The sequence below is a fragment of the Pseudomonas sp. PvP027 genome, assembly GCF_017833005.1.
GTDB lineage: Bacteria > Pseudomonadota > Gammaproteobacteria > Pseudomonadales > Pseudomonadaceae > Aquipseudomonas > Aquipseudomonas congelans.
On sequence record NZ_JAFIBK010000001.1, the window covers coordinates 4,848,887 to 4,873,506 of the forward strand.

At 59.5% G+C, this 24,620-nt stretch carries 23 protein-coding genes; 11 read left to right on the forward strand and 12 right to left on the reverse strand.

Annotated features, from left to right (window positions below; translation table 11 throughout):
- Positions 1–422: 422 nt before the first annotated feature.
- The 5 genes from JOE33_RS21015 to JOE33_RS21035 all read right to left on the reverse strand — a co-directional run bounded on the left by JOE33_RS21015 (position 423) and on the right by JOE33_RS21035 (position 4,890).
- On the reverse strand, positions 423–1,670 hold the full coding sequence (locus JOE33_RS21015; RefSeq protein WP_002554639.1) for a ribonucleotide-diphosphate reductase subunit beta: 1,248 nt from the start codon (positions 1,668–1,670) through the stop codon (positions 423–425).
- Between the two features lie 669 nt (positions 1,671–2,339).
- Positions 2,340–2,909: a GNAT family N-acetyltransferase gene (locus JOE33_RS21020; RefSeq protein WP_187625911.1), complete on the reverse strand. Its 570-nt coding sequence runs from the start codon at positions 2,907–2,909 to the stop codon at positions 2,340–2,342.
- 99 nt (positions 2,910–3,008) lie between these two features.
- A complete protein-coding gene (locus JOE33_RS21025; protein ID WP_187625912.1) occupies positions 3,009–3,656 on the reverse strand; it encodes a BON domain-containing protein in 648 nt (215 codons plus the stop codon).
- A 129-nt stretch (positions 3,657–3,785) separates the two neighbouring features.
- Positions 3,786–4,235: a potassium channel family protein gene (locus JOE33_RS21030; protein ID WP_046236511.1), complete on the reverse strand. Its 450-nt coding sequence runs from the start codon at positions 4,233–4,235 to the stop codon at positions 3,786–3,788.
- 25 nt (positions 4,236–4,260) lie between these two features.
- Positions 4,261–4,890 (reverse strand): helix-turn-helix domain-containing protein, encoded by a 630-nt coding sequence (locus tag JOE33_RS21035; protein ID WP_187625923.1) that lies wholly within the window; start codon positions 4,888–4,890, stop codon positions 4,261–4,263.
- 16 nt (positions 4,891–4,906) lie between these two features.
- On the opposite strand from JOE33_RS21035, the gene JOE33_RS21040 reads away from it, so the two are divergent.
- Entirely contained in the window at positions 4,907–6,277 is a 1,371-nt protein-coding gene (locus JOE33_RS21040; RefSeq protein WP_338125270.1) for a phosphoketolase family protein, read from the forward strand.
- A gap of 123 nt (positions 6,278–6,400) precedes the next feature.
- Here JOE33_RS21040 and JOE33_RS21045 read toward each other — a convergent pair whose 3' ends face one another.
- Positions 6,401–9,313, reverse strand: coding sequence for a ribonucleoside-diphosphate reductase subunit alpha (locus JOE33_RS21045; protein ID WP_122529930.1), 2,913 nt, complete (start codon positions 9,311–9,313; stop codon positions 6,401–6,403).
- Positions 9,314–10,025: 712 nt separating this feature from the next.
- Here JOE33_RS21045 and JOE33_RS21050 point away from each other — a divergent pair.
- From JOE33_RS21050 to fhuF, 3 genes are read left to right on the forward strand one after another with little or no spacing between them, the layout of a single operon-like run.
- Positions 10,026–10,763, forward strand: coding sequence for a response regulator (locus JOE33_RS21050; protein WP_187625913.1), 738 nt, complete (start codon positions 10,026–10,028; stop codon positions 10,761–10,763).
- Positions 10,764–10,767: 4 nt separating this feature from the next.
- Positions 10,768–12,378: an ATP-binding protein gene (locus JOE33_RS21055; protein WP_054993510.1), complete on the forward strand. Its 1,611-nt coding sequence runs from the start codon at positions 10,768–10,770 to the stop codon at positions 12,376–12,378.
- A complete protein-coding gene (gene fhuF, locus JOE33_RS21060; protein WP_122694938.1) occupies positions 12,336–13,082 on the forward strand; it encodes a siderophore-iron reductase FhuF in 747 nt (248 codons plus the stop codon). Before JOE33_RS21055 ends, fhuF begins: the two co-directional genes overlap by 43 nt.
- Here fhuF and JOE33_RS21065 read toward each other — a convergent pair whose 3' ends face one another.
- The gene (locus tag JOE33_RS21065) at positions 13,083–13,808 is read right to left on the reverse strand and encodes a 4'-phosphopantetheinyl transferase superfamily protein (RefSeq protein WP_209924130.1); all 726 of its coding nucleotides are present in this window, start codon (positions 13,806–13,808) and stop codon (positions 13,083–13,085) included. It abuts the gene before it with no gap.
- Between the two features lie 883 nt (positions 13,809–14,691).
- Here JOE33_RS21065 and JOE33_RS21070 point away from each other — a divergent pair.
- Positions 14,692–15,225: a transposase gene (locus JOE33_RS21070; protein ID WP_010432345.1), complete on the forward strand. Its 534-nt coding sequence runs from the start codon at positions 14,692–14,694 to the stop codon at positions 15,223–15,225.
- Between the two features lie 216 nt (positions 15,226–15,441).
- Here the strand turns inward: JOE33_RS21070 and JOE33_RS21075 are convergent, their stop codons facing one another.
- Positions 15,442–16,230, reverse strand: coding sequence for a dienelactone hydrolase family protein (locus JOE33_RS21075; RefSeq protein WP_032612255.1), 789 nt, complete (start codon positions 16,228–16,230; stop codon positions 15,442–15,444).
- A gap of 173 nt (positions 16,231–16,403) precedes the next feature.
- Between JOE33_RS21075 and JOE33_RS21080 the strand changes: the two genes are divergently transcribed.
- From JOE33_RS21080 to JOE33_RS21095, 4 genes are all read left to right on the forward strand, one after another.
- On the forward strand, positions 16,404–16,754 hold the full coding sequence (locus tag JOE33_RS21080; protein ID WP_003407754.1) for a hypothetical protein: 351 nt from the start codon (positions 16,404–16,406) through the stop codon (positions 16,752–16,754).
- Between the two features lie 27 nt (positions 16,755–16,781).
- On the forward strand, positions 16,782–17,459 hold the full coding sequence (locus JOE33_RS21085; protein ID WP_003407750.1) for a response regulator: 678 nt from the start codon (positions 16,782–16,784) through the stop codon (positions 17,457–17,459).
- The gene (locus JOE33_RS21090) at positions 17,456–18,802 is read left to right on the forward strand and encodes an ATP-binding protein (RefSeq protein WP_010432355.1); all 1,347 of its coding nucleotides are present in this window, start codon (positions 17,456–17,458) and stop codon (positions 18,800–18,802) included. The genes JOE33_RS21085 and JOE33_RS21090 overlap by 4 nt, the downstream gene beginning before the upstream one ends.
- Positions 18,803–19,195: 393 nt before the next feature.
- Positions 19,196–20,548: a dicarboxylate/amino acid:cation symporter gene (locus JOE33_RS21095; protein ID WP_010437384.1), complete on the forward strand. Its 1,353-nt coding sequence runs from the start codon at positions 19,196–19,198 to the stop codon at positions 20,546–20,548.
- A 67-nt stretch (positions 20,549–20,615) separates the two neighbouring features.
- Here JOE33_RS21095 and JOE33_RS21100 read toward each other — a convergent pair whose 3' ends face one another.
- A complete protein-coding gene (locus tag JOE33_RS21100) occupies positions 20,616–21,110 on the reverse strand; it encodes a SprT family zinc-dependent metalloprotease (RefSeq protein ID WP_032612253.1) in 495 nt (164 codons plus the stop codon).
- Positions 21,111–21,304: 194 nt separating this feature from the next.
- Between JOE33_RS21100 and ttcA the strand changes: the two genes are divergently transcribed.
- Positions 21,305–22,129, forward strand: coding sequence for a tRNA 2-thiocytidine(32) synthetase TtcA (gene ttcA, locus JOE33_RS21105; protein WP_010437380.1), 825 nt, complete (start codon positions 21,305–21,307; stop codon positions 22,127–22,129).
- A 6-nt stretch (positions 22,130–22,135) separates the two neighbouring features.
- Here the strand turns inward: ttcA and JOE33_RS21110 are convergent, their stop codons facing one another.
- The 3 genes from JOE33_RS21110 to arsC form a co-directional block, all read right to left on the reverse strand.
- Positions 22,136–22,807: a DNA-3-methyladenine glycosylase I gene (locus JOE33_RS21110; protein ID WP_187625914.1), complete on the reverse strand. Its 672-nt coding sequence runs from the start codon at positions 22,805–22,807 to the stop codon at positions 22,136–22,138.
- Positions 22,808–22,906: 99 nt separating this feature from the next.
- On the reverse strand, positions 22,907–23,512 hold the full coding sequence (gene wrbA / locus JOE33_RS21115; RefSeq protein ID WP_096101285.1) for an NAD(P)H:quinone oxidoreductase: 606 nt from the start codon (positions 23,510–23,512) through the stop codon (positions 22,907–22,909).
- Positions 23,509–23,862 carry an arsenate reductase (glutaredoxin) gene (gene arsC, locus JOE33_RS21120; protein ID WP_096140460.1) on the reverse strand — a complete coding sequence of 118 codons (354 nt, stop codon included), beginning with the start codon at positions 23,860–23,862 and terminating at the stop codon, positions 23,509–23,511. Before arsC ends, wrbA begins: the two co-directional genes overlap by 4 nt.
- Before the next feature lie 129 nt (positions 23,863–23,991).
- Here arsC and JOE33_RS21125 point away from each other — a divergent pair, with 129 nt between their 5' ends.
- Complete coding sequence (locus tag JOE33_RS21125) at positions 23,992–24,459, forward strand: TlpA disulfide reductase family protein (protein WP_096140459.1); 468 nt, start codon at positions 23,992–23,994, stop codon at positions 24,457–24,459.
- Positions 24,460–24,620: the final 161 nt, after the last annotated feature.

A 24,620-nucleotide genomic window follows, 5' to 3' on the forward strand; every position in this document is an offset into this window, starting at 1 on the left:
CAGTGCAGACCGTTGACGACGCCTACAGCTGCACCAGCCCAGTTTTTGAGACGGGTATCACTGTGCCATCTTGACGAATCGCCGTCGACATTTGAATTTTGATAGGCCGGAGCCTTCAATCGGCATTTCTGCTCGCAACAACGCCGCTGTTCATTCGGCTGACGATGTTCAAGGCAGCGAGCTATGTCAGCAATAGAGTCTATCGTTAATGCGATATCGCGGTTAGCACCCTCTGGACATGGATGGTTGCCTTGGATGATTTACAGATACAGACGCCAGTATTCTTCCTGAATCAACCGAGTGAAGTCTCATGTTTCCGCCGAAACAAAAAAGGGCTGCCACTTGGCAACCCTTTTCGCAGAAACCATTTCATGCAGGATGAAATGGCTTCAGGTCTTGATACGGTTCTACAAGCGAGGCCATCAATCCCAGCTCAACGCCCCACCAGTCTGATACTCAATCACTCTCGTCTCAAAGAAATTCTTCTCTTTCTTCAGGTCCATGATCTCGCTCATCCAAGGGAACGGGTTGGTCGTCCCTGGATACTCTTCCTTCAAGCCAATCTGGCTCAAACGACGGTTAGCGATGAATTTCAGGTAGTCCTCCATCATCGCTGCGTTCATGCCGAGTACGCCGCGGGGCATGGTGTCGCGGGCGTATTCGATTTCCAGCTGGGTGCCTTGCAGGATCATCTGCGTGGCTTCTTCTTTCATCTCGGCATCCCACAGGTGCGGGTTTTCGATTTTGATCTGGTTGATCACGTCGATGCCGAAGTTCAGGTGCATGGACTCGTCGCGCAGGATGTACTGGAACTGCTCGGCGACGCCGGTCATCTTGTTGCGGCGGCCCATGGAGAGGATCTGGGTGAAGCCGCAGTAGAAGAAGATGCCTTCCAGTACGCAGTAGTAGGCGATCAGGTTGCGCAGCAGCTCTTTGTCGGTTTCGACGGTGCCGGTTTCGAACTTCGGATCGGAGATCGAACGGGTGTACTTCAGGCCCCAGGCTGCTTTTTTAGCGACCGATGGGATCTCGTGGTACATGTTGAAGATCTCGCCTTCATCCATGGCCAGCGATTCGATGCAGTACTGGTAGGCGTGGGTGTGGATCGCCTCTTCGAAGGCCTGGCGCAGGATGTACTGGCGGCACTCCGGGTTGGTGATCAGGCGGTACACGGCCAGCACCAGGTTGTTGGCAACCAGCGAGTCGGCAGTGGAGAAGAAGCCCAGGTTGCGCATGACGATGCGGCGCTCGTCGTCGGTCAGGCCTTCCGGGTTTTTCCAGAGGGCGATGTCGGCGGTCATGTTGACTTCTTGCGGCATCCAGTGGTTTGCGCAACCGTCCAGGTACTTCTGCCAGGCCCAGTCGTACTTGAAAGGTACGAGCTGGTTGAGGTCGGCGCGGCAGTTGATCATCATTTTTTCATCAACGGCGACGCGGGCGCTGGCGCCTTCGAGTTCGGCCAGGCCTTCAGCGACGTCCAGTGCGTCCAGCGCTTTCTTGGCGCGGATCAGGGCAGCGGAGTCGGCGGCGGTTACTGCGCGGGCTTCCTGTGCAGCCAGGCCACCGGCGCTGTCGAGGCGGTCCATGTTGGCTTCGTTGGCATGACCGGCGTTGGTCGCTTTGGCGACTACTTCGCCGTCTTCCTTATCGAATTCGTCCCAGCTCAGCATGGTGTACGTCTCCTGCCTGAGGGGTTGCCTGTGGCACCCCTGTTGGATTTTCAAAGTATGGGCTGCCAGCGTCGCGCTGAACGTGCGCTGGCAATGGAATTTTTTACTCGGGGTCTGTTGTCGCGATCGGCCGGCTTATGAGTGTGCCGGTCGCTCTTTGAATGTGCTGCCGAGGCTGTGCCTCACAGGCGAGCAGATCGAAAACTCGAGGTTGCTTTCAGACAAGCCAGGTTTGCTTTTGCAAATGGTCATTTGAGTACCCTTGAGCGAGCGCGGATTATACAGATTTTCTCCGGCTCTTGTGCGTGCGTGACTGACTTTGATGCGGGAATTACACCTGTTTTTCGATAATCTCGCCGTCCGGTGAACCGGCTCGTGAATGCGCGATGTCGAGGCGTAAATCCCTTATGTAGTGTTTTTTTAGAATCTGGGGCGCAGCATATAGTGATGCGAGAATTGCTGCAATCGGCCCGGCAAGGAGATTCGAGGTCATCCTTCAGGATGTGATGTGCGTCAATGCATCCCTGCTGCATGCAGATCGGGGGCTGTGAAGGACAAGGGCTGATCGCAGGCATGGGATCGGCCTGAATGACAGGCGACGAATGGTTATGGGCGGTGCAATTGTGCATCGCTCATAACCGGCGCGTTGGTCATGTCTGACGTGCTCGCTCACAGCGCCAGAATATACTCATGAAAAACTCTGGGCCCGTGTTGTTCATCCTTGAAACGGGTGAAGCCTATGCTCGTGGCCAGCCCGTCCATAGCCAGATTTCCGGACGTGTCCATCGACGATATTTTGCTGAAACCCTCACTCGTCGCCGTTTCCATGAGGTGCCTCATCAACGCTGTCGCCACGCCGCGACGTTGCCAGCTTTCGGAAACCGCAATGGCAAACTCGCAATGAGCGTCGCCTTCATAGGCACCGTAGCGCGCTACGCCGATTTCGGTCAGCTCATCGTTTTCAAAGGCCAGTGCGATGTAGGCCACGCGATTGTGCAAATCGACGTCCATAAGTTGATCGTGCACTTTTGCGTATTTGCTGAACGACCCCAGAAAGCGAAAATGCGCCATGCCCTTTCCCAGGTCATTCAGGAAGGAGAACTCCCGGTCGCGGTCTTTATCGACCAACTGACGAATCAGCATCGGGGTGCCATCGCGTAGCTTCTCGACCCAGAACCCGTCGACCAGATCGTCAGTGTCTTCGTTGAAGCGTTTGAGGATGTCTGCTGTGTAGGGCATGCGAGTAGCTCCGGATGAACGAGGGGAATGTCCATTGCAGCCTGGTCCGGCCAACGCACCGCGGTTATCGGCTCGCTAAACCGGTCTGCAGACAGTCGGTCAATTGATGAGCAGATGGTTGTCCACGTTCTTTACACTTGGCACTGCCCAGGCGGCATGTTCGACCGCTTTGCGTTCACGCCAGCGGTGAACGTAGCCTTCGAGCTTCACTTGATTGCCTTCGGCGGTAACGCGAATTGTGCTGGCATCCAGCTCCGAGCTTCGTGCCAGGGCCTGCTCGATCAGTGTCTTGATGTCCAGGGCTGCGGCTTGGGGTTTGACGATCAGGCTGTTGTCGAGGCCAGTGACCCCACCAAGGGTGTTGATGGCTTTTTGTGCGGCTTCTTTCTGGTATTGCCACTCCACATCGCCCTCAAGCGTTACACGTCCCTGCTGCACTTTGACCTGTATGGCCAGGTCGGGCGATATCGCGTTCCAGCGAATCAGGTCCAGACAGCGCGCTGCGATCACACTGTCGTCGATGTAGAGATCACTCGGTACCCGCACTTCGAGTTCCTCAGCCACAGCTCTTACGCCTTTGACGCTTTTGACTGCGCGCTCGGCCGCGTTTTTTTCTGCGAAGGTTTTCACATGCCCGCTGAGGACCACCACGCCGTTATCTATCGCAACGCCAATCGCGCCAGCATCGATGTGAGGCAGAAATTCAAGCTCGTCCAGTATCGTTCTGCGTAACGTCAGGTCGTTCATGCTGAGTACTCTGATGATTGACGATGCGGCTGTTTATGAGTGCCGCAGTCACGCCATTGAATACCCTTCTGCAGGTCAAACATTGAGTTTTGTCAGTTAAAGCGCGTTGCAGCACAACGGCCCGTCTGCTTATCGTCTTCGCTCCACGCGGTTGGCGTGTGTGCCCCAGTACTTCTGCATCTCGATAAACAAGAAGGAAGCCGTCCAGGTGATGAGCACCAGCCCTGTCAGGGCTTCGAGTCCTGTGAGGTATTTGAGCGGGCCAGTGGGCGTGATGTCGCCGAAACCGATGGTGGTGAACGTGGTGAACGAGAAGTACACAGAATCCATGAAACTGCCGTCGAAGTTGCCCGTCAGGCGACCGAGTGAGTCGGAGCGGTTCATCAGGTAATACCCTAGTGCGAATATCCAGACTTCGACGGCGTGGGCGGCCAGCGCGCCCAAGACGCCGAACACCATCCTGAACCGGTGCCAGAGAATCAGTCTGGGCATCAGCCCGTTCAGGCGCAGCAGGCATTCGTAATGAACAATGACCACCGTGGTGATGATCAGAATATTGATCAGTGTGATGGCGATCATCGGAGGATTTCCCGCCCAGGCTGATTCACAGGCTTTTTGCGCGGTAGCTGCACCCGTGGATCAATGCCTGCAGGCGGTGCAGGTCGAGGATTTCTACCTGGCGTCCGGAAATACTGACGATGTGCAGACTGCGCAGATTGGCGATGGCGCGACAGATGGTTTCAAGTCTTAGCCCAAGGTAGGAGCCAATGTCTTCCCGGGTCATGCGCAACACGAACGCCGTGGCCGAATAACCTCGGCTGGTCATTCGGCCTGACAGGTTGAGCAGGAAGGCGGCCATGCGTTCTTCGGCGTTGAGGTTGCGCAAGAGCAGCAACATCTCATGGTCGCGGACGATCTCTTTGCTCAGTACGCGATTGAGGTTGTGTTGCAGTGAGGGCAGTTCTCGCGACAGCTGTTCAAGATGGGTGAAGCGAATAGGGCACACTTCGCTGTCTTCCAGCGCAATGGCGTCGCACACGTGGCGGTTATCGCTGATTGCGTCGCAGCCCAGCAACTCTCCCGACATCTGAAAACCGATCAGTTGGTCCCGCCCGTCCTGTGAAGAGATCGTGGTTTTGAAAAAACCGAAACGCACCGCGTAGAGCGACCGCAACGGATCACCCGCGTGATAAAGCGCCGCGCCTTTCTTCACCTTGACGGGCTGAGGAATGATTGCGGATAAACGATCCGTGTCTGTATGGGGCGCCGTACCTTACGTGAACGGCGGACGCGTGCTGGTGGCGCTGGACCTGCCGAACTTTGCCGACTATGGACTGGAAGTGCCGGGCCCCGGTCAGGTCATCGCCGAAGCACCACGTCGGCTGGGCGAATACCTGCGTGATGTGATGCGCAATAACCCGCACAACTTTCGTGTCTTCGGGCCTGACGAGACCAACTCCAACCGACTCAACGCCGTGTTCGAAGCCAGCAACCGCACTGCACCAGGCCCGTGTCTGGAGATTGACGATCACCTGGCAAGCGATGGTCGGGTGATGGAGGTGCTCAGTGAACACCTGTGTGAAGGATGGCTGGAGGGTTATCTGCTCACCGGTCGACACGGTATGTGGTCGACCTACGAGGCGTTCGCCCAAGTGGTCGACTCGATGGTCACCCAGCATGCCAAATGGTTGCAGCAGAGCCGCGAGTTTGCCTGGCGTCGCCCGCTGGCCTCACTCAACATTCTGATCAGCAGCCATGCCTGGCGTAACGATCACAATGGTTTCAGCCATCAGTCCACCGGGTTCGTCGACAACGTCTTGCAGCGCCGAGCCGACGTGGTGAGGGTGTATTACCCGCCGGATTCCAATTGCCTGGTCAACGTTTTCGACCATTGTCTGCGCAGCCGCAACTACATAAACGTTGTGACCTGCGGCAAGCAACCGGACTTTCAATGGCTGGACTTCGACGCGGCGCTCAAACATTGCTCGCAAGGGGCGTCGATCTGGGACTTCGCAGGCAGTGACGACAGTGAGACGCCGGATGTCGTGCTGGGCTGTGCGGGCGATGTACCGACCACCGAAGCAGTGGCGGCAGCCTGGTTGCTGCAAAAACACGTTCCGGGTATTCGCGTGAGGCTGGTCAATGTCGTCGACCTGGGCATTCTGAGCGCCCCTGAAGATCGGCCTCATGGCATGGACCATGTGTCGTTCGAGGCCTTGTTTACCCGTGACGCGCCGGTGATGTTCGCCTTTCACGGTTCGACCTGGGTGATCCATTCCATGGTTCATGGCCGCGCCAACGAGGCGCGCTTTCATGTCCGTGGTTTCAGTGATCGTGGGACCACGACGACGCCATTCGACATGGTGGTGCTCAATCGCCTTAGCCGTTATCAGCTGGCCATCGACGCATTGAGCCACGTACCGCGTTTACGCGCGCAGAGTCTGGATGCGGTGCATTTTTTCGAAAGTCAGTTACGCAAGCATCACACCTGGATACGCGAACACTTCGAAGACATTCCGGAGATTCGCAATTGGTGCTGGACAGCCGATTTCAGCGAATCGCAGACGCCTCCGCCATTGGCCAGGGGGCACAGCCGAGGGCAGACGTTTACGGATGCGTGAGTGGTTGCGTGAACGAGTGGACGTGTTGCGCAACGGCGGGGAGCCGTTTGAAGGCGGTTGAGGGCGGGGCAGTTTGCCCCCACGTTGGCATTACCAACGTGGGGGCAAGTCAGGCGTTAACGGTTACTGGCAAGCCTCACAATCCGGCTCGTCGATTGCGCAAGCCTTTGGCACTGGGGCCGGGCCGGCCGGTGCTGCTTCGGTTGGACGCGGGGCGGTGATCGCCGAGTCGTCCGGGCCGTGGCCGCCGCTCGATACTGCGTTGAGCTTGCCGGTGTTGACGGTGGACTTCTCGGTGCTGGTCGCGGCCAGGGCACGGAGGTAGTAGGTGGTTTTCAGACCACGGTACCAAGCCATGCGGTAGGTCACGTCCAGCTTCTTGCCCGAGGCGCCAGCGATGTACAGGTTCAGCGACTGAGCCTGGTCGATCCACTTCTGACGACGGCTTGCCGCGTCGACGATCCACTTGGTGTCCACTTCGAAGGCAGTCGCGTAAAGCTCCTTGAGCTCCTGCGGGATGCGCTCGATCTGCTGTACCGAACCGTCGTAGTACTTCAGGTCGTTGATCATGACCGAGTCCCACAGGTCGCGAGCCTTGAGGTCGCGTACCAGGTACGGGTTGATCACGGTGAATTCGCCGGACAGGTTCGATTTCACGTAGAGGTTCTGATAAGTCGGTTCGATCGACTGCGACACGCCAGTGATGTTGGCGATGGTGGCGGTCGGTGCGATGGCCATGATGTTCGAGTTACGGATACCTTTCTGCACACGGGCACGAACCGGCGCCCAGTCCAGGGTTTCCTTCAGGTCGACGCTGATGTACTTCTCGCCACGCTGCTCGATCAGGATCTGTTGCGAATCCAGCGGCAGGATGCCTTTGGACCACAGCGAACCCTGGAACGTCTCGTAGGCACCGCGCTCGTCGGCCAGGTCGCAGGACGCCTGGATCGCGTAGTAGCTGACCGCTTCCATGGAGGTGTCGGCGAACTGCACGGCAGCATCGGAACCGTACGGGATGTGCTGCAGGTACAGCGCGTCCTGGAAGCCCATGATGCCCAGGCCGACCGGACGGTGGCGCAGGTTGGAGTTCTTGGCCTGCGGTACCGAGTAGTAGTTGATGTCGATCACGTTATCGAGCATGCGCACGGCTACATCGACAGTGCGCTTGAGCTTGTCGGTGTCCAGCTTGCCGTCGACGATGTGGTTCGGCAGGTTGATCGAGCCCAGGTTGCAGACCGCGATCTCGTCCTTGTTGGTGTTCAGGGTGATCTCGGTGCACAGGTTCGAGCTGTGAACCACGCCCACGTGCTGCTGCGGGCTGCGCAGGTTGCACGGGTCCTTGAAGGTCAGCCAAGGGTGGCCGGTTTCGAACAGCATCGAGAGCATCTTGCGCCACAGATCCTTGGCCTGGATGGTCTTGAACAGTTTGATCTTGCCCGGGTATTCGGTCAGCGCTTCGTAGTACTCGTAACGCTCCTGGAAGGCCTTGCCGGTCAGGTCGTGCAGGTCCGGTACTTCGGATGGCGAGAACAGGGTCCACGGGCCGTCGTCGAAGACGCGCTTCATGAACAGGTCAGGGATCCAGTTGGCGGTGTTCATGTCGTGGGTACGACGACGGTCATCACCGGTGTTCTTGCGCAGCTCGATGAACTCTTCGATGTCCATGTGCCAGGTTTCCAGGTAGGCACAGACAGCGCCCTTGCGCTTGCCGCCCTGGTTGACCGCAACGGCGGTGTCGTTGACCACTTTCAGGAAGGGTACGACGCCTTGTGACTTGCCGTTGGTGCCCTTGATGTACGAGCCCAGCGCACGAACCGGTGTCCAGTCGTTGCCCAGGCCGCCTGCGAATTTGGACAGCATGGCGTTGTCGTGGATCGCGTGGTAGATGCCCGACAGGTCATCCGGCACGGTGGTCAGGTAGCAGCTGGACAGCTGTGGACGCAGGGTACCGGCGTTGAACAGCGTCGGGGTCGACGACATGTAGTCGAACGACGACAGCAGGTTGTAGAACTCGATGGCGCGGTCTTCACGGGCTTTCTCTTCGATTGCCAGGCCCATGGCCACGCGCATGAAGAAGATCTGCGGCAATTCGAAACGCACGCCATCCTTGTGGATGAAGTAACGGTCGTACAGGGTTTGCAGGCCCAGGTAGGTGAACTGCTGATCGCGCTCGTGGTTGATCGCCTTGCCGAGTTTTTCGAGGTCGAATTCGGCCAGCACAGGGTTGAGCAGTTCGAACTTGATACCGGCGGTGACGTAGGCAGGCAGCGCCTTGGCGTACAGGTCGGCCATTTCGTGGTGGGTGGCGCTGTCGGCGACACCGAGGAAACCCAGGCCTTCGGCGCGCAGGGTGTCCATCAGCAGGCGGGCGGTGACGAACGAGTAGTTCGGCTCGCGCTCGACCAGGGTACGGGCGGTCATCACCAGCGCGGTGTTGACGTCTTTCAGCGCCACGCCGTCGTACAGGTTTTTCAGGGTTTCGGTCTGGATCAGGTCGGCGTCGACTTCAGCCAGGCCTTCGCACGCTTCGGTGACGATGGTGTTCAGACGACCCATGTCCAGCGGCGCAAAGCTGCCGTCGGCGCGGGTGATGCGGATCGACGGGTGAGCCTGGACGTGCTCTTCGGGGGCACGAACGGCACGCTCCTTGGCGCGCGAGTCACGGTAGATGACGTAGTCGCGAGCCACTTTCTGCTCGCCGGCACGCATCAGCGCCAGTTCGACCTGATCCTGGATTTCTTCGATGTGGATTGTGCCGCCCGAAGGCATGCGACGCTTGAACGTGGCGCTGACCTGTTCGGTCAGGCGGGCAACGGTGTCATGGATGCGCGACGAGGCAGCAGCATTGCCGCCTTCAACTGCAAGAAACGCCTTGGTGATGGCAACGGTGATCTTGTCGTCCGTGTAGGGAACGACAGTACCGTTACGCTTGATCACGCGCAGTTGACCGGGGGCAGTGGCAGACAGATCCTGCTGGGTCTGGCTTGCCTGCGGCGCGCCGGTCGGCGAGTTCTCGCGAGTTGTGTCTGTTTGCATGTGTGACTCCACGTTCTTTAAGTTTGTTCGGGCATTGCTGCCCACCATTTCGTTTAGAGCAGTCAGTCGCAAAAGGCGACTGGAAGGCTCCAAAACGAAGGTGAAAGCGGGGTCTGTCACCGCTTCCAGGTTTTGAAGCCAAAAAGGACCGGGCTATGCCCGATCCTTCGAAAATCTGATCAAGAGTGCGGTTTCGATGTTGCAAAACGTATACGGGACAGCTCTGGTTCACGCGCGAGCGTCTTGGTGCCTAAACTGGCTTGAAGTTCAACCCCTCAGACGCAACAAAAATGCTTGAAATTCCCATTTGAGTTGTGCTGGCGTTTTTGTTCAAAACCCCACATGTAGGGTGTGTCTCGTCGTCGGGCTACAAGATAATGCGTTTTGGACATGAATTGCAACGCACCGCTTGTGGATAAAGTGTGTGTAGTTTGTGTATGAATCGCACACCATGCGTGTAGGCCGCATAACTACTGGATCGTGACCGTTTGTCACCGATTTCTGTAGGCACTGGCGATGCACTGCTGATTTTTGAGGGCGCGAACCCTATCACAAAAAAACATAGCTGCAAGGCCGATCTGGCATGTCATGTGCTACGCCGCATGCAGTGCGTGTGATCCGCGCGAGGGTTGCTACACTCGCCTGCGACGTGGTGCCGCAACCCCTGCGTTTCAAAAACAAAAAGCGGTCGATAACGACAAGGAAGATTGCTGTGGAGCCACACACCTGGCATGTGCTGATCGTCGAGGATGACCAGCGACTGGCCGAACTGACCAGCGATTACCTGCAGAACCACGGCCTGCGCGTGAGCATCGAAGGCGACGGCGCGCTGGCGGCGGCGCGGATCATCGCCGAGCAGCCGGATCTGGTGATTCTCGACCTGATGCTGCCCGGCGAAGACGGTTTCAGCATCTGCCGCCGCGTGCGTGACCGCTACGACGGGCCGATTCTGATGCTCACCGCGCGCACCGATGACACCGACCATATAGAAGGGCTCGACACCGGCGCCGACGACTTCGTCTGCAAACCGGTGCATCCGCGCGTGCTGTTGGCACGTATCAAAGCCTTGCTGCGCCGCAGTGAAGCGCCGCATGTGCCGGCCGCCGAACTGCGCCGTCTGGTGTTCGGCCCGTTGGTGGTGGACAACGCATTGCGTGAGGCCTGGCTGCGCGAGCAGAGCATTGAGCTGACCGGTGCCGAGTTCGACCTGCTGTGGCTGCTGGTGGCCAATGCCGGGCGCACGCTGTCCCGCGAAGAGATCTTCACCGCGCTGCGCGGCGTGGGGTATGACGGGCAGGATCGCTCCATCGATGTGCGCATCTCGCGTATTCGCCCGAAAATCGGCGACGATCCCATTCATCCGCGTCTGATCAAGACCGTGCGCAGCAAGGGCTATCTGTTTGTGCCCGAAGCGGCGCAGGACATGAGCGGCCACGTGTTCAGCGGCTGACCTGATGAATTCGATCTTTCTGCGCATCTACGGTGGCGTACTGGGCGTGTTGGTGCTGGTCGCGCTGCTCGGCGTGTTGGCCCTGCATGTGCTCAATCAGTCGCGCGGCGAGCAGTACCGCGAGCGCCTGGCTCATGGCACCTTTACGATCATGGCCGACAATCTGGTGCCGCTCGATGGCATCGAACGGCGTCGCGCCCTGGCGATCTGGGAGCGCCTGCTGGGCATTCCCCTGAGCCTGCAAAGCCTTGAACAGGCCCACCTCGACAGCAGCGCGCTGGGGCAACTGGCGCGCGGCAAGGTGGTGGTCGAACAGATCGGGCCGCACGCTGCCAGGGTTTACCGTCAGTTGAGCGACAAGGAGCCGCTGCTGCTGACCGGCGAAGTGCAGCAGATCACCGAACAATTGGCGCGGGCCACTATTTACCTGCTGATCGATGAACTGGTGCGCTTTCCGGTCGACGAGCAACCGGCGCGCCTGCAGGCCCTGCGTAGCGACAAAGGGTTCGGTTTCGATCTGCACTTGCTGGCGCTGGATCAGGCGGATCTGGACGATGACCAGCGTCGCCGCGTCTATGAGGGCGATACGGTCATGGCGCTGGGCAAGGGCGGCGATTCGATCCGCGTGCTGGCCGGGATCGTCGACACCAACTGGGTGCTGGAAATCGGCCCGCTGTACCAGATGAACCCTTATCCGCTGCATTGGCTGCTGCTGATCGCCTTGATGGGCCTGTGCCTGATCGGTCTGGTGGTGTACTTGCTGGTGCGGCGTCTGGAGCGCCGCGTGCTGGAACTGGAAGCGGCGGCCACGCAAATTGCCCGGGGCAGCCTGCAAACCCGCGTGCCGACCGAGGGCTCCGACTCGGTGGGGCGTGTGGCAGCGGCGTTCAACAGCATGGCTGAGCACTTGCAGCGCTCATTGATGATCCAGCGCGAACTGGTGCGCGCCGTGTCTCACGAATTGCGCACGCCGGTGGCGCGTCTGCGTTTCGGTCTGGAGATGGTCAGCGACGCCGCGACTCCCGAGGCGCGGCGCAAATACATGCGCGGCATGGACAGCGATATCCAGGACCTCGACAAGCTGGTCGATGAGATGCTCACCTACGCGCGTCTTGAGCAAGGCGCGCCGACCCTGAATTTCCAGCGTGTCGATCTGGATGCGCTGATCGATCAGGTAATCGCCGAACTGGCGCCATTGCGTGCCGATGTACGGGTTTCGAGGGGCGAATGCCGGAGGGCCGAAGACGGTGAGGCTGCCTGGGTCGAAGGCGAGCCGCGCTATCTGCACCGCGCCGTGCAGAACCTGGTGAGCAACGCGCTGCGCCATGCCGAGAACGAGGTGCGTATCAGCTATCGGCTGGAGGCGCAGCAGTGCCGTATCGACGTGGACGACGATGGTCCTGGCGTGCCGGAGCAGGCCTGGGAGCAGATTTTCACGCCGTTCATGCGCATCGATGACAGCCGCACCCGAGCCTCGGGCGGGCATGGGCTGGGCCTGTCGATCGTGCGGCGGATCATCCATTGGCACGAAGGCCGCGCGCTGATCGGGCATAGCGTCAGCCTGGGCGGGGCATGCTTCAGCCTGGCCTGGCCGCGCACGCAGGTGCCGCGTTGAGCTTGCCGTTGTTTGCCGGGCCATTTGCGCGGTTCGGGCAGACATTGCTGACGGCGGATGATGCGCGCCCGGCGGTGACATTGCCTGATCTGCTGCACCCCGAGCGTCTTGATCAACTGCTGCTGAGTGTCTACGGGCCGCAACTGATGCCCGGTCAATTGCCGGTGCTGGTGTCGCAGTGGGCCAAGTTTTACTTCATGCAACTGATTCCGCCGGTGCTGGTGGCCAGCCTGGTGCATGACTGGCATTGGCCGTTGCAGCTGGAGCAGGTGGCGCTGGCGCTGGATGAGCGCGGCGTGCCGAGCGGTATCAGGCTGACGGGGGAGGGACGCGTCTGGCGGGGTATCCCGGTTGATCCGTTTCAGCGCTTTGCCGGGTTGCTCGATGACAATCTGCAGCCCTTTATTACCTCGCTGAGCGCTTATGGTGGACTGCCTGCCGCGGTGTTATGGAGCAGCGCCGGGGATTACCTGGAAGGCTGCCTTGCGCAGCTGGCCACCTGCAGTGACGTGTCGCTGGCTGCGGGGCTGGCGTTGTTAAGCGAGAGGAAAAGGCCGGACGGGCCGGCCAATCCTCTGTTTCAGGCCGTGCGTTATGTGCCGCAGGCGCAAGGTGGTGAACCACGCAGGCAACGGCGTGTGTGCTGCCTGAGTCATCGGGTCGAGTGGGTTGGGCGTTGCGAGCATTGTCCGCTGCCCGGCTGATCAACCTTCGACGGCGACCAGGCTCAACAGGTGATCGTCCTGCACACTGAACTGACCGTCCAGCTCTTTGCCCGCATGCCACTCGCTGGACAGATCGATCAGCAGCTTGAGTCGGGCGTGGCCGTCGGCGGACCATTCCAGCAGTTGCGCGTCTTCGAAGTAGAAGCGCTTGTGCACGATGGGGTAGAGCGCCTTGAACAGCGCTTCCTTGATCGAAAAGGTCAGGGTCACGCGCAATGCGATCTGATCTTCCGGACCCGTCGCCATCTCTGCCAGCTCGGCCGCCGTCAGAATTTCCCCGGCCAGCCGCGAGGCGCGGTCGTGGCTAAGCAGGTTTTCCGTGTCCAGCCCCAGCCCGCGCCACTGCTGCTTATGCGCAACCACGGCGGCGGCCCAGCCGGTGCTGTGAGTGATCGACCCGCAGACATCCGCGGGCCAGATCGGCGCGCGGTCTTCACCCACTGCAGGAACGTGCAAACGGCCATCCAGCTGACGCATGGCTTCGCGAGCGCAGAGACGACCGGCAAGGAATTCAGTCTGACGCTTGGCGACCGAGCGCTGAATGCTCGCGGGCATCTGTAGCTCACAACGCTGAAAGTCGCCGTCGACCAGCTTGAGCGGATCAAAACGCCCACTCACCAGCACCGCCCCCGGCAATGCTTGCGGCAACGGCCAATGCCGGATCAGTTCCGGGCAGCAGACGGGAAGGTGGGATAGTCGAGTCATGGACGGCATTTTGCCGGGGGAATGGGTTGGAGGGAAGGGCACAGTAACTATCTTGCCGATGCTCCGCGTCGTCATGCCTTTCCGGACGCTCCGTTTCCTCTTGACGACGCAGAGCGTCGAGCACTGCATTCCCAGGCTGGAGCGTAGGGAACGATCATCGCAACTATCGTGCGGCGCTCCGCGTCGCATGCCTTTCCGGACGCTCCGCGTCCTCTTGACGACGCAGAGCGTCGAGCACTGCATTCCCACGCTGGAGCGTGCGGAACGATAATCTCAACTATCGTGCGACGCTCCGCGTCGCATGCCGTTCCGGACGCTCTGCGTCCTCTTGACGACGCGGAGCGTCGAGCACTGCATTCCCAGGCTGGAGCGTAGGGAACGATCATCGCAACTATCGTGCGGCGCTCCGCGTCGCATGCCGTTCCGGACGCTCCGCGTCCTCTTGACGACGCAGAGCGTCGAGCACTGCATTCCCACGCCGGAGCGTGAGGAACGATGATCGCAACTATCGTGCGGCGCTCCGCGTCGCATGCTGTTCTGGACGCTCCGCGTCCTCTTGACGACGCAGAGCGTCGAGACCTGCATTCCCGCGCTGGAGCGTGCGGAACGATCATCGCAACTATCGTACGACGCTCTGCGTCGCATGCTGTTCTGGACGCTCCGCGTCCTCTTGACGACGCAGAGCGTCGAGACCTGCATTCCCGCGCTGGAGCGTGCGGAACGATCATCGCAACTATCGTACGACGCTCTGCGTCGCATGCCTTTCTGGACGCTCCGCGTCCTCTCAACGATGCAGAGCAAAAAAACTGGTCACACTTTCATTATTTCCACGTACTCGGTCGGACGGTACCTTTCGCGCCTCTGATGATTCAAGGATGAACACATGGGCCGGAGTCGATACACCATCACCGAACCTGAAAAGCCTCACTTCCTGACCTGCACAGTGGTGGAGTGGTTACCGCTTTTTACCCGGCCTGTTCTGGTAGACATTCTGTTGAACGCCTGGCGCTATCAACAGGCTCATGAGGGACTGCAGCTCTTCGGGTATGTCGTTCTGGAAAACCACTTGCACTTCGTGGCCCAGGCGCCCGCCTTGGACAAATGTGTGAGCAGTTTCAAGTCGTTTACGGCTCGACGGATAATCGACGCTCTTGAGAGCGCCAATGCCGAGAGCACGTTGGAGCGCCTGCGGTTCGTCAAGCGCATGCACAAGACCGACAGGGTTTATCAGATTTGGCAGGAAGGGGCTCATGCCGAGCTTGTGTGGAATGAAAAGGTTATGCGGCAGAAGCTCGATTACATTCACCATAACCCGGTAAAGAGAGGTTATGTGGATGTCGGTGAGCATTGGAGGTACTCCAGCGCTCGTGATTATGAAGGGCAGCGCGGTCTGATCGATATTCAGCGCTGGTATTGACGCATTGTTGCGACGCAGAGCGTGCGGAACGAGATATCAACTATCGTGCGACGCTCTGCGTCGTCATGCCTTTCCGGACGCTCCGCGTCCTCTTTGCGACGCAGAGCGTCGAGCACTGCATTCCCACGCTGGAGCGTGAGGAACGATGATCTCGACTATCGTGCCGATGCTCTGCGTCCTCCCAGGTTCGGGTGGACGCGGAGTGTCAGCTGTCGCTCAACCAAATATCTTCTTGAAAAACACTTTCATGTCCGCCCAGGAGCTCTCATCGGCGGCTTTGCTGTAGCCGATGTCCGGGCCGCCGTGTTCGCCGTGGCTCAGGCGGTCGGCGTCCGGGTTGCTGAAACCGTGTTTGGCGCCGTCGATGCTGACGAATTTGTAGTCGGCCTTGGCGTCGTCCATTTCCTTCTTGAACGCAGTGACGTTTTCAGGGGTGACCATGCTGTCCTTGGCACCGTGCTCGACCAGCATTGGCACCTTGATGCCCGGTTTCGCCGGTGTATTGGTGACCAGTGCGCCGTGGAAGCTCACCACGCCCAGCAGCGGTTCACCGCGGCGTGCCGCATCGAGCACGATCTTGCCGCCGAAGCAGTAACCGATCGCTGCGATCTTTTTCGGATCGGTCTGTGGCTGCTTTTTCAGTTGCTCCAGCCCGGCGTCAAAGCGCTTGTCGGCGGCATCGCTGTCCTTCAGAGCGGCCTGCATGAAAGCCATCGCGTCTTTCGGGTGCTCGGTGTTCTTGCCTTCGCCGTACATGTCGATGGCCATCGCGCTGTAACCCAGCGCAGCCAGGTCGCGGGCGCGGCGCTTGGCGTAGTCGTTCAGGCCCCACCATTCGTGAACCACCAGGACGCCGGGGCGCGGGCCTTTTATAGCGTCGTCGTAAGCGTAGTAGCCCACCAGCTTGGTGCCGTCGGCACTTTTATAATCGATCTGCTCGGTCTTGATCGCCGCCTGGGCGAGGCCGGTCAGGCCCATCATGATCATTGCAATCCACACACGCATGGTCAGCTCCTTGTTGATGTTTTGAAGTGGCAAACAACGATAGCCGATTCTGCTGCCTTGGGTGTGGATGACTGTTCAGCGCCGGTTCATGCAGTGTTCAGTCGGGGTTCAGCCCGGCGCGATTACTGTTGCCCCATACCTTGACAGCGTCCCCGAGCGCAAAAGGAGTCGATATGTTGAATCTCAACAAGTTTTTCCTGGCCCTGGCTTTTCTGGGCGGCAGTGCTGCGGTGCAGGCGGGTGATGGTCGACTTGATGTGGCCCGTATCGAGTTCAGCAAGACCAGCGAAAGGCTTGACGATACCAATAGCTGGGGACACGCACTCGGGGAGCAGGCGCATTCCAACGTCTCGGTGGGGACGCTTTATTCGCCACCGGTTTACGGCAGCCTGACGGGCACTCACAATGGTGCGCCTGTCAGCCGCGAAATCCTGCTGGGCAGCTATGATGTGACACAACATGTGCCCGTCAGCGCCCGCCTGTTGAGTACTGATGCGACGATGTCGTTTCATTCTTTGTCTTGAGGCTGCGATTGTGCCTGGGAGAGCTGCATGAAGTTGTTGGTAGTTGAGGATGAAGCGCTGCTGCGCCACCACCTGCGAACCCGTCTGACCGAAGCCGGGCATGTGGTGGAAGCAGTGGCCAACGCCGAAGAGGCGTTGTATCAGGTCGCGCAATTCAATCACGACCTGGCGGTGATCGACCTGGGCTTGCCGGGCATCGGCGGCCTGGACCTGATCCGCCAGTTGCGCACGTTGGGCAAGGCGTTTCCGATCCTGATTCTGACCGCGCGCGGCAACTGGCAGGACAAGGTCGAAGGCCTGGCTGCCGGGGCTGACGACTATGTGGTCAAACCCTTCCAGTTCGAGGAGCTGGAAGCACGCCTGAACGCTTTGTTACGGCGTTCCAGCGGCTTCATTCAGTCAACCATCACAGCGGGCCCGCTGTTGCTGGACCTCAATCGCAAGCACGCCGCACTGGCCGAGCAGCCATTGGCACTGACGGCTTACGAGTACCGCATTCTCGAGTACCTGATGCTCCATCATCAGCAAGTGGTGCCCAAGGAACGCCTGATGGAGCAACTGTACCCCGATGACGACGAGCGTGACCCGAACGTGATCGAAGTGCTGGTGGGTCGTCTGCGTCGCAAACTGGACAGCAGCGTGGCATTCAAACCTATCGAAACCGTGCGCGGCATGGGCTATCTGTTCAATGAGCGCTGTACGTGATTCGTTCGCTTCGCCTGCGCCTGATGCTGGGGGCCGCCACGCTGGCGGTGATCTTCATGCTGCTGATGCTGCCTGCTCTGCAGGGGGCATTCAGCCTGGCGCTACGCGGGGCAATAGAGCAACGTCTGGCCTCTGATGTCACCACCATGATTTCGGCCGCTCGCGTCGAAGACGGCCACCTGTTAATGCCGTCTGTACTGCCGGGCGAGCAATTCAATCTGCCCGGCAGCCGTCTGCTGGGCTACATCTATAACCGCCAGGGGCAGATGGTCTGGCGTTCGTTGTCGACCGAAGGCGAGAACATCGACTACCGCCCGCAATACGACGGGCAGGGCAGCGAGTTCACCAAGATCAAGGAAATCAATGGCGATGAGTATTTCGTCTATGACGTCGAGATCCGGCTGCTCGGCGGGCGCAACGCTGCGTTCAGTATCGTTGCCGTGCAACCGTTGCGTGGCTATCAGGAAACCATCGACGGTCTGCGCCGCAAGCTTTATCTGGGCTTTGGCGCAGCACTGGCGGTGCTGCTCGGGTTGCTGTGGATGGGCCTGACCTGGGGGCTGCGGGCCCTGCGCGGCTTAAGCCAGGAACTGGATCAGGTGGAGGCCGGCGTGCGCGACAGCCTCAGCGAAGAGCATCCCAGCGAACTGCTGCGCCTGACCGACTCGCTCAACCGCCTGCTACGCAGCGAGCGTGAGCAGCGGATTCGTTACCGCGACTCTCTGGATGACCTGGCGCATAGCCTGAAAACCCCGCTGGCGGTCTTGCAGGGCGTAAGCGAGAACATCGCCAAGCGCCCCGAGGATGTCGAGCAGGCGTGGGTGCTGCAATCGCAGATCGAACGCATGAGCCAGCAGATCGGCTATCAACTGCAACGGGCCAGCCTGCGCAAAAGCGGTCTGGTACGCCACCACGTGATGTTGCGCCCCGTGGTTGAAAGCCTGTGCAACACGCTGGACAAGGTGTATCGCGACAAACAGGTCAAGGCCACGCTGGATCTGCCCGAAGACTGTCAAGTGCACATGGAGGAGGGCGCGCTGCTGGAAATGCTCGGCAACCTGCTGGAAAACGCCTATCGGCTGTGCCTGAGCGAAGTGCGCGTCAGCTTCACGCGTTCGGCGACCGGCGATGAACTGTGCGTCGAAGACGACGGCCCCGGCGTCCCGCAGAGCCAGCGTGCCCGCATTCTCGAACGCGGCGAACGGCTGGACCGCCAGAACCCCGGGCAAGGCATCGGCCTGGCGGTGGTCAAGGACATCATCGAAAGCTACGGCGCGCAACTGACGCTGGGCGATTCCCCGCTGGGCGGCGCGGCGTTCAGGATTCATTTTCTGGCGCAGTGACGACAGTGTTCTCCCGGACACCTGTCGTTCCTCACGCTCAAGCGTGGGAATGCCGTTCTTGACGCTCTGCGTCACACCTCTGCGCGTCATCGAACACTCCCGTCGCCACCGAAAGAAGGCGGATACCCGCCACTGTGTGCCTGTTTTTCCCACCATACGGCGGAAAACCGCCACCTCTCCTGTCAGATCCCGGCTACCGTTACCAGTGTGCGCCTTATACAGCGGGGTTTTGATATCAAAATGACTCCATGGCACGCGTATTGCTATCTACATGGCAGAGACCTGCCTTGCGCAGCTCGACAAAACAAATCCCTCCAGTGCAGGAGGGTTAGCGCTTTATAGGCTCGCGCGCATCAGGTGAAGATGCCGACGACGCCCTTGAGGAAAACTGCAATGACGACTCGTCAGCCCATCTACAAATCCCTCTATTTTCAGGTAATCGTAGCGATTGTCATCGGTATCCTGATCGGTCACTTCTACCCGGACACCGGCAAGGCGTTAAAACCGCTGGGTGACGGGTTCATCAAACTGATCAAGATGGTCATTGCCCCGATCATCTTCTGTACCGTGGTCAGCGGCATCGCCGGCATGCAGAGCATGAAGTCGGTCGGCAAGACCGGCGGGTATGCGCTGCTGTATTTCGAGATCGTTTCGACCATCGCCCTGCTGATCGGTCTGATCGTGGTCAACGTGGTTCAGCCGGGTGTCGGCATGAACATCGACGTCAGCACGCTCGACGCTTCGAAGATCGCCGCTTATGTCACTGCCGGTCAGGATCAGAGCATCGTCGGCTTTATCCTCAACGTCATTCCGAACACCATCGTCGGTGCGTTTGCCAACGGCGACATCCTGCAAGTGCTGATGTTCTCGGTGATCTTCGGTTTCGCCCTGCATCGTCTGGGCGCCTACGGCAAGCCGGTTCTGGACTTCATCGATCGCTTTGCGCATGTGATGTTCAACATCATCAACATGATCATGAAACTGGCCCCGCTGGGTGCGTTCGGTGCCATGGCCTTCACCATCGGCGCCTACGGCGTCAGCTCGCTGGTGCAGTTGGGTCAGTTGATGATCTGCTTCTACATCACCTGCGTTCTGTTCGTTGTGTTCGTACTGGGCGCCATCGCCCGCGCTCACGGCTTCAGCATCTTCAAACTGATTCGCTACATCCGTGAAGAGCTGTTGATCGTACTGGGTACGTCTTCTTCGGAATCCGCTCTGCCGCGCATGCTGATCAAGATGGAGCGCCTGGGTGCCAAGAAGTCTGTTGTAGGTCTGGTTATCCCGACGGGCTATTCGTTCAACCTGGACGGTACGTCGATCTACCTGACCATGGCCGCTGTGTTCATCGCTCAGGCGACCAACACGCACATGGACATCACGCACCAGATCACCCTGTTGCTGGTGTTGCTGCTGTCGTCCAAAGGTGCTGCTGGCGTAACCGGTAGCGGCTTCATCGTACTGGCTGCGACCCTGTCGGCTGTAGGCCACCTGCCGGTTGCCGGTCTGGCGCTGATTCTGGGTATAGACCGCTTCATGTCCGAAGCCCGCGCCCTGACCAATCTGGTCGGTAACGCTGTTGCTACCGTCGTGGTTGCCAAGTGGGTTGGCGAGCTGGACACCGACAAGCTGCAGTCCGAGCTGACTTCCGGTGGCTCTGCCATTCTGGAAACCCGCCCTGAAGACGACCTCGGCGTTGCCGAAGGCCCGACTCCAGCCGCTGCGGTGAACACCACCAAGACCGTCTGATAACCCTCAGGCCATAAAAAACCCATCTTCGGATGGGTTTTTTTTATGCCTGACGTTTACCGGAGGGTTATTCCGTGCGCGTCTCGCCGCTGAACACCAAGGGCTCGCGGCACCGGCGGCACAGGTAGCGCCGCCCTTTGCGAACCATACTGTGACGCTGCGCGGTGAACGGGAAGTCGCTGTCGGGGCACGGGCAGCGGTAGATGTAACGGATTACGCTGCGCCGCTTGACCGCATAGGTGTGGCAGCGATTGGGCGGCAGTTCATAGACGCCGCGCATGATCAATTGCCATTCTTCGCCATGCGGCTGGATGCTGCCACCGAACAACTGATGAGCGATCAGGTGCGCGACTTCGTGAGGCACGGTCTGGCGCAGGAAGTCTTCGGCGTTTTCCTTGTAGAGCTGCGGGTTGAAGCGCAACAGATTTTCATGCAGATGAGCGACACCGGCCTTCTGACCGCGCAACTGGAAACTGACCACCGGGCGTTTGAAGGTGCGCTTGAAGAAAGCTTCGGCTTGTTGGTAGCAGGTTTCGACGCGTGAATTGAGTTGTTCGGGCATGCTTTAGGGTTCTCCAGTGCGCCAAGTATGCCGCAATGTGGCTACGCTCTGAACAGGCCAGCTGCCCGGTGGTCATTTTTGATCCAGCGTGGTCGCCTGTCTGAACAGCACGGGCGCAGCATATTTAACGAATGGTCGGTTACGGGTAAAATGTCCGGCTTTTCTCAAGCTACCGTCAGCGGATATTTCCATAAATGGGCACCCTTTCAGTCAATCAGAACAAACTGCAGAAACGTCTGCGTCGGCTGGCCGGCGAAGCGGTTGCCGACTTCAACATGATCGAAGAGGGTGACAAGGTCATGGTCTGCCTGTCCGGCGGCAAGGACAGTTACACCATGCTCGATGTGCTGATGCACTTGCAGAAGGTCGCGCCGATCAAGTTCGACATCGTGGCGGTCAACATGGACCAGAAGCAGCCCGGCTTTCCCGAGCACGTGCTGCCTGCCTACCTGAAAGAGCTGGGTATCGAGTACCACATCGTCGAGAAAGACACCTATTCAGTGGTCAAGGAACTGGTCCCCGAAGGCAAGACCACCTGCTCGCTGTGTTCGCGGCTGCGTCGCGGCACGCTGTATACCTTCGCTGACGAGATCGGCGCCACCAAGATGGCGCTCGGTCACCACCGTGACGACATCGTCGAGACATTCTTTCTCAACATGTTCTTCAATGGCTCGCTCAAGGCCATGCCGCCCAAGCTGCGCGCCGATGACGGCCGTAATGTGGTGATTCGTCCGTTGGCGTACTGCCATGAAAAGGACATTCAGGCCTATTCGGACTTCAAACAGTTTCCGATCATCCCTTGCAACCTGTGCGGCTCGCAGGAGAACCTGCAGCGTCAGGTGGTCAAGGAAATGCTGCAGGACTGGGAGCGCAAGACGCCGGGCCGGACGGAGAGCATCTTCCGCGCCCTGCAGAACGTACAGCCCTCGCAGCTGGCTGACCGCAACCTGTTCGATTTCAGCAACCTGCGCATCGACGAAACCGCTGCGTCGCGGTTCGTCAATGTGGTCAATATCTGACGTTGCTCAGTGGTTGACGGTGAAAGCCAGCATGGCTGACAGCTGGCACATCGGCCGACCGCTTTCTGCGTGCCACTGGTTGAAGACGTCCTGCACGATCGCCTGATCGCGTTTGCTGCTCGGCACACGGTCGACGATATCCTGAGCGTTCAGGGCGGCGACCACATCCCAGGTCGGAATGAAGGTGTCCTTGCCGATCATGCGCAGAAAGCGCGGCGCTGAAAGACCGCCCATCTGGTTGCCGTGTTTGGCGATGTACTGCCACAGGCCGGTGATGTTATCGACCGGCCATTCGGCGATGAACTTGCCGAAACTGCCATGCTCCTGCTCGATGTCCAGAATCAGCTGCGCATTGCGCGGCACGCTTTTGAGCTTGCCCAGATGACGAATGATGCGTGCGTCCTGCATCAGTCGTTCCAGGTGATCGGCGCCCATCAGTACGACCTTCTCCGGGTCGAAGCGAAAGAACACTTCTTCGAACGCTGGCCACTTGGCGTCCACCAGGCTGTGTTTCAGGCCTGCGCGGAAAACCCGCAGGGCCATGGTCGACAGGTAGCGGTCGGCGCTGATGGCTTGCAGTTGTCTGGGTGTCTTGGGGGAGGGCAGATGAGCTTCCAGAGCTTTGACGGAGCCGAATCGATTCAGGCAATACTCGTTCAGCCATTTGTAGTCGTGCATCGGTTCTCCAAAGAAATTCAACAGGCAGGACAAGGGGTCAGACCGACCCTTGCCCTGCAAGTTTACGATTTAACTGAAAGCATCCGGCGCGCTGCCGATTCAGCTGCGCGGCGCGTCCAGTTGCAACGCAGTCTTGGCCAGACGCTGGCCCAGGGCGCGGCACAGGTCGGTTTCATGACGGTCCAGTGCGCGCTTGCCGTCGGCACCCGCGTGATGGCTGGCGCCATAGGGCGTGCCACCCCCGGTGGTTTCCAGCAGCGCCGACTCGCTGTAGGGCAGGCCCATGATCAGCATGCCGTGGTGCAGCAGTGGCAGCAGCATCGACATCAGCGTGGTTTCCTGACCGCCGTGCAGGCTGGCGGTGGAGGTAAAGACGCCAGCGGGTTTGCCGACCAGTGCGCCGGTCAGCCACAGGTTGCTGGTGCCGTCGAGGAAGTATTTCAGCGGAGCGGCCATGTTGCCGAAGCGCGTCGGGCTGCCCAGCGCCAGGCCGGAGCAGTTTTTCAGGTCGTCGAGGGTCGCGTACAGCGCGCCGCTTTCCGGAATCTCGGGGGCGGTCGCTTCGCAGTCGGCGGAAACGGCGGGTACGGTGCGCAGCCGCGCTTCCATGCCGCCCAGTTCGATGCCGCGGGCAACCTGCCGGGCCATTTCGCTGGTGGAGCCGTTGCGGCTGTAATAGAGGACCAGAATGTAGGGTGTGCTCACGGCAGCAGCTCCAGAATGTTCTCGGGTGGGCGGCCAATGACAGCCTTGTCGCCGGCGACCAGAATCGGCCGCTCGATGAGTTTGGGGTGAGCAGCCATGGCGGCGATCAGTTGCTCGTCGCTCAGGCTCGGGTCGGCCAGATTGAGTTGCTTGTAATCGTCCTCGCCGGTACGCAGCAGTTGCCGGGCACCGATGCCCAGCTTGCCGAGCATGTCGCGAACACGATCGACGTCGGGCGGTGTTTCCAGGTACAGGACGATGTCCGGCGTCAGGCCGCGGGCCTGAAGCAGTTCCAGCACGCCGCGGGACTTGCTGCAGCGCGGGTTGTGATACAGCGTCAGATCGGTCATTTGCACGTCGCATCTTGTGTGGGGTGGCGTATTCTAACCAGCGATGGCACTGTCCGACATATCGAATGGTCAATAGTCGTGGCTTGGGTATAAGTAATTGCAGGTTGAACGGGGCGAGGAAACAAGCGAATGGCAAGGCGATTAACAGCAGCGGCAATACTTTTCGGCAGTTTGCTGCTCAGCGGCTGTGGCGTGGACCTGGGCAATGATCAGAATGGCCAAAAGGTCGCCAGCGAGCGCATCAAGGGGCACTGGCTGGTGGTCAACTACTGGGCCGAATGGTGCGGTCCTTGCCGTATCGAGGTTCCGGAGTTCAATGCACTGTCCGAGCAGCTCAAGGACAAGAACGTCACTGTGCTGGGGGTCAACTTCGACAACCTGCAGGGTGACGAGCTGAAAAGCGCTGCCAATGCATTGGGTATCAAATTCACCGTGCTCGCACAGGACCCTGCCGAGCAATACAGCCTGCCGCCCTCCGAGGCGCTGCCGGTGACCTACATCATTGATGACAAGGGCAAGATGCGCGAACAACTGCTCGGCGAGCAATCAGCTGCGACCGTGATCCAGAAGCTCAAGACGCTGCGTGGCGAGGGCTGATTGCGATGCTCCGCACCCGATCTTGACTATGCGGTGTAACGCAGACTTGTGACGCAGAGCGTCACGAACTGCATTCCCACGCGGAGCGTGGGGACGATAGTCAGCTACCTGATATCGAAGAAACGCTATGTGACGCAGGGTGCCACGATAGTCAATCCCTG

Excerpts from the sequence above, each read along its gene's own strand:
- JOE33_RS21015 (WP_002554639.1), bottom strand. The coding sequence starts at position 1,670 with ATGCTGAGCTGGGACGAATTCGATAAGGAAGACGGCGAAGTAGTCGCC.
- JOE33_RS21020 (WP_187625911.1), bottom strand. The coding sequence starts at position 2,909 with ATGCCCTACACAGCAGACATCCTCAAACGCTTCAACGAAGACACTGAC.
- JOE33_RS21025 (WP_187625912.1), bottom strand. The coding sequence starts at position 3,656 with ATGAACGACCTGACGTTACGCAGAACGATACTGGACGAGCTTGAATTT.
- JOE33_RS21030 (WP_046236511.1), bottom strand. The coding sequence starts at position 4,235 with ATGATCGCCATCACACTGATCAATATTCTGATCATCACCACGGTGGTC.
- JOE33_RS21045 (WP_122529930.1), bottom strand. The coding sequence starts at position 9,313 with ATGCAAACAGACACAACTCGCGAGAACTCGCCGACCGGCGCGCCGCAG.
- JOE33_RS21055 (WP_054993510.1), top strand. The coding sequence starts at position 10,768 with ATGAATTCGATCTTTCTGCGCATCTACGGTGGCGTACTGGGCGTGTTG.
- fhuF (WP_122694938.1), top strand. The coding sequence starts at position 12,336 with ATGCTTCAGCCTGGCCTGGCCGCGCACGCAGGTGCCGCGTTGAGCTTG.
- JOE33_RS21065 (WP_209924130.1), bottom strand. The coding sequence starts at position 13,808 with ATGACTCGACTATCCCACCTTCCCGTCTGCTGCCCGGAACTGATCCGG.
- JOE33_RS21070 (WP_010432345.1), top strand. The coding sequence starts at position 14,692 with ATGGGCCGGAGTCGATACACCATCACCGAACCTGAAAAGCCTCACTTC.
- JOE33_RS21075 (WP_032612255.1), bottom strand. The coding sequence starts at position 16,230 with ATGCGTGTGTGGATTGCAATGATCATGATGGGCCTGACCGGCCTCGCC.
- JOE33_RS21080 (WP_003407754.1), top strand. The coding sequence starts at position 16,404 with ATGTTGAATCTCAACAAGTTTTTCCTGGCCCTGGCTTTTCTGGGCGGC.
- JOE33_RS21085 (WP_003407750.1), top strand. The coding sequence starts at position 16,782 with ATGAAGTTGTTGGTAGTTGAGGATGAAGCGCTGCTGCGCCACCACCTG.
- JOE33_RS21095 (WP_010437384.1), top strand. The coding sequence starts at position 19,196 with ATGACGACTCGTCAGCCCATCTACAAATCCCTCTATTTTCAGGTAATC.
- JOE33_RS21100 (WP_032612253.1), bottom strand. The coding sequence starts at position 21,110 with ATGCCCGAACAACTCAATTCACGCGTCGAAACCTGCTACCAACAAGCC.
- ttcA (WP_010437380.1), top strand. The coding sequence starts at position 21,305 with ATGGGCACCCTTTCAGTCAATCAGAACAAACTGCAGAAACGTCTGCGT.
- JOE33_RS21110 (WP_187625914.1), bottom strand. The coding sequence starts at position 22,807 with ATGCACGACTACAAATGGCTGAACGAGTATTGCCTGAATCGATTCGGC.
- arsC (WP_096140460.1), bottom strand. The coding sequence starts at position 23,862 with ATGACCGATCTGACGCTGTATCACAACCCGCGCTGCAGCAAGTCCCGC.
- JOE33_RS21125 (WP_096140459.1), top strand. The coding sequence starts at position 23,992 with ATGGCAAGGCGATTAACAGCAGCGGCAATACTTTTCGGCAGTTTGCTG.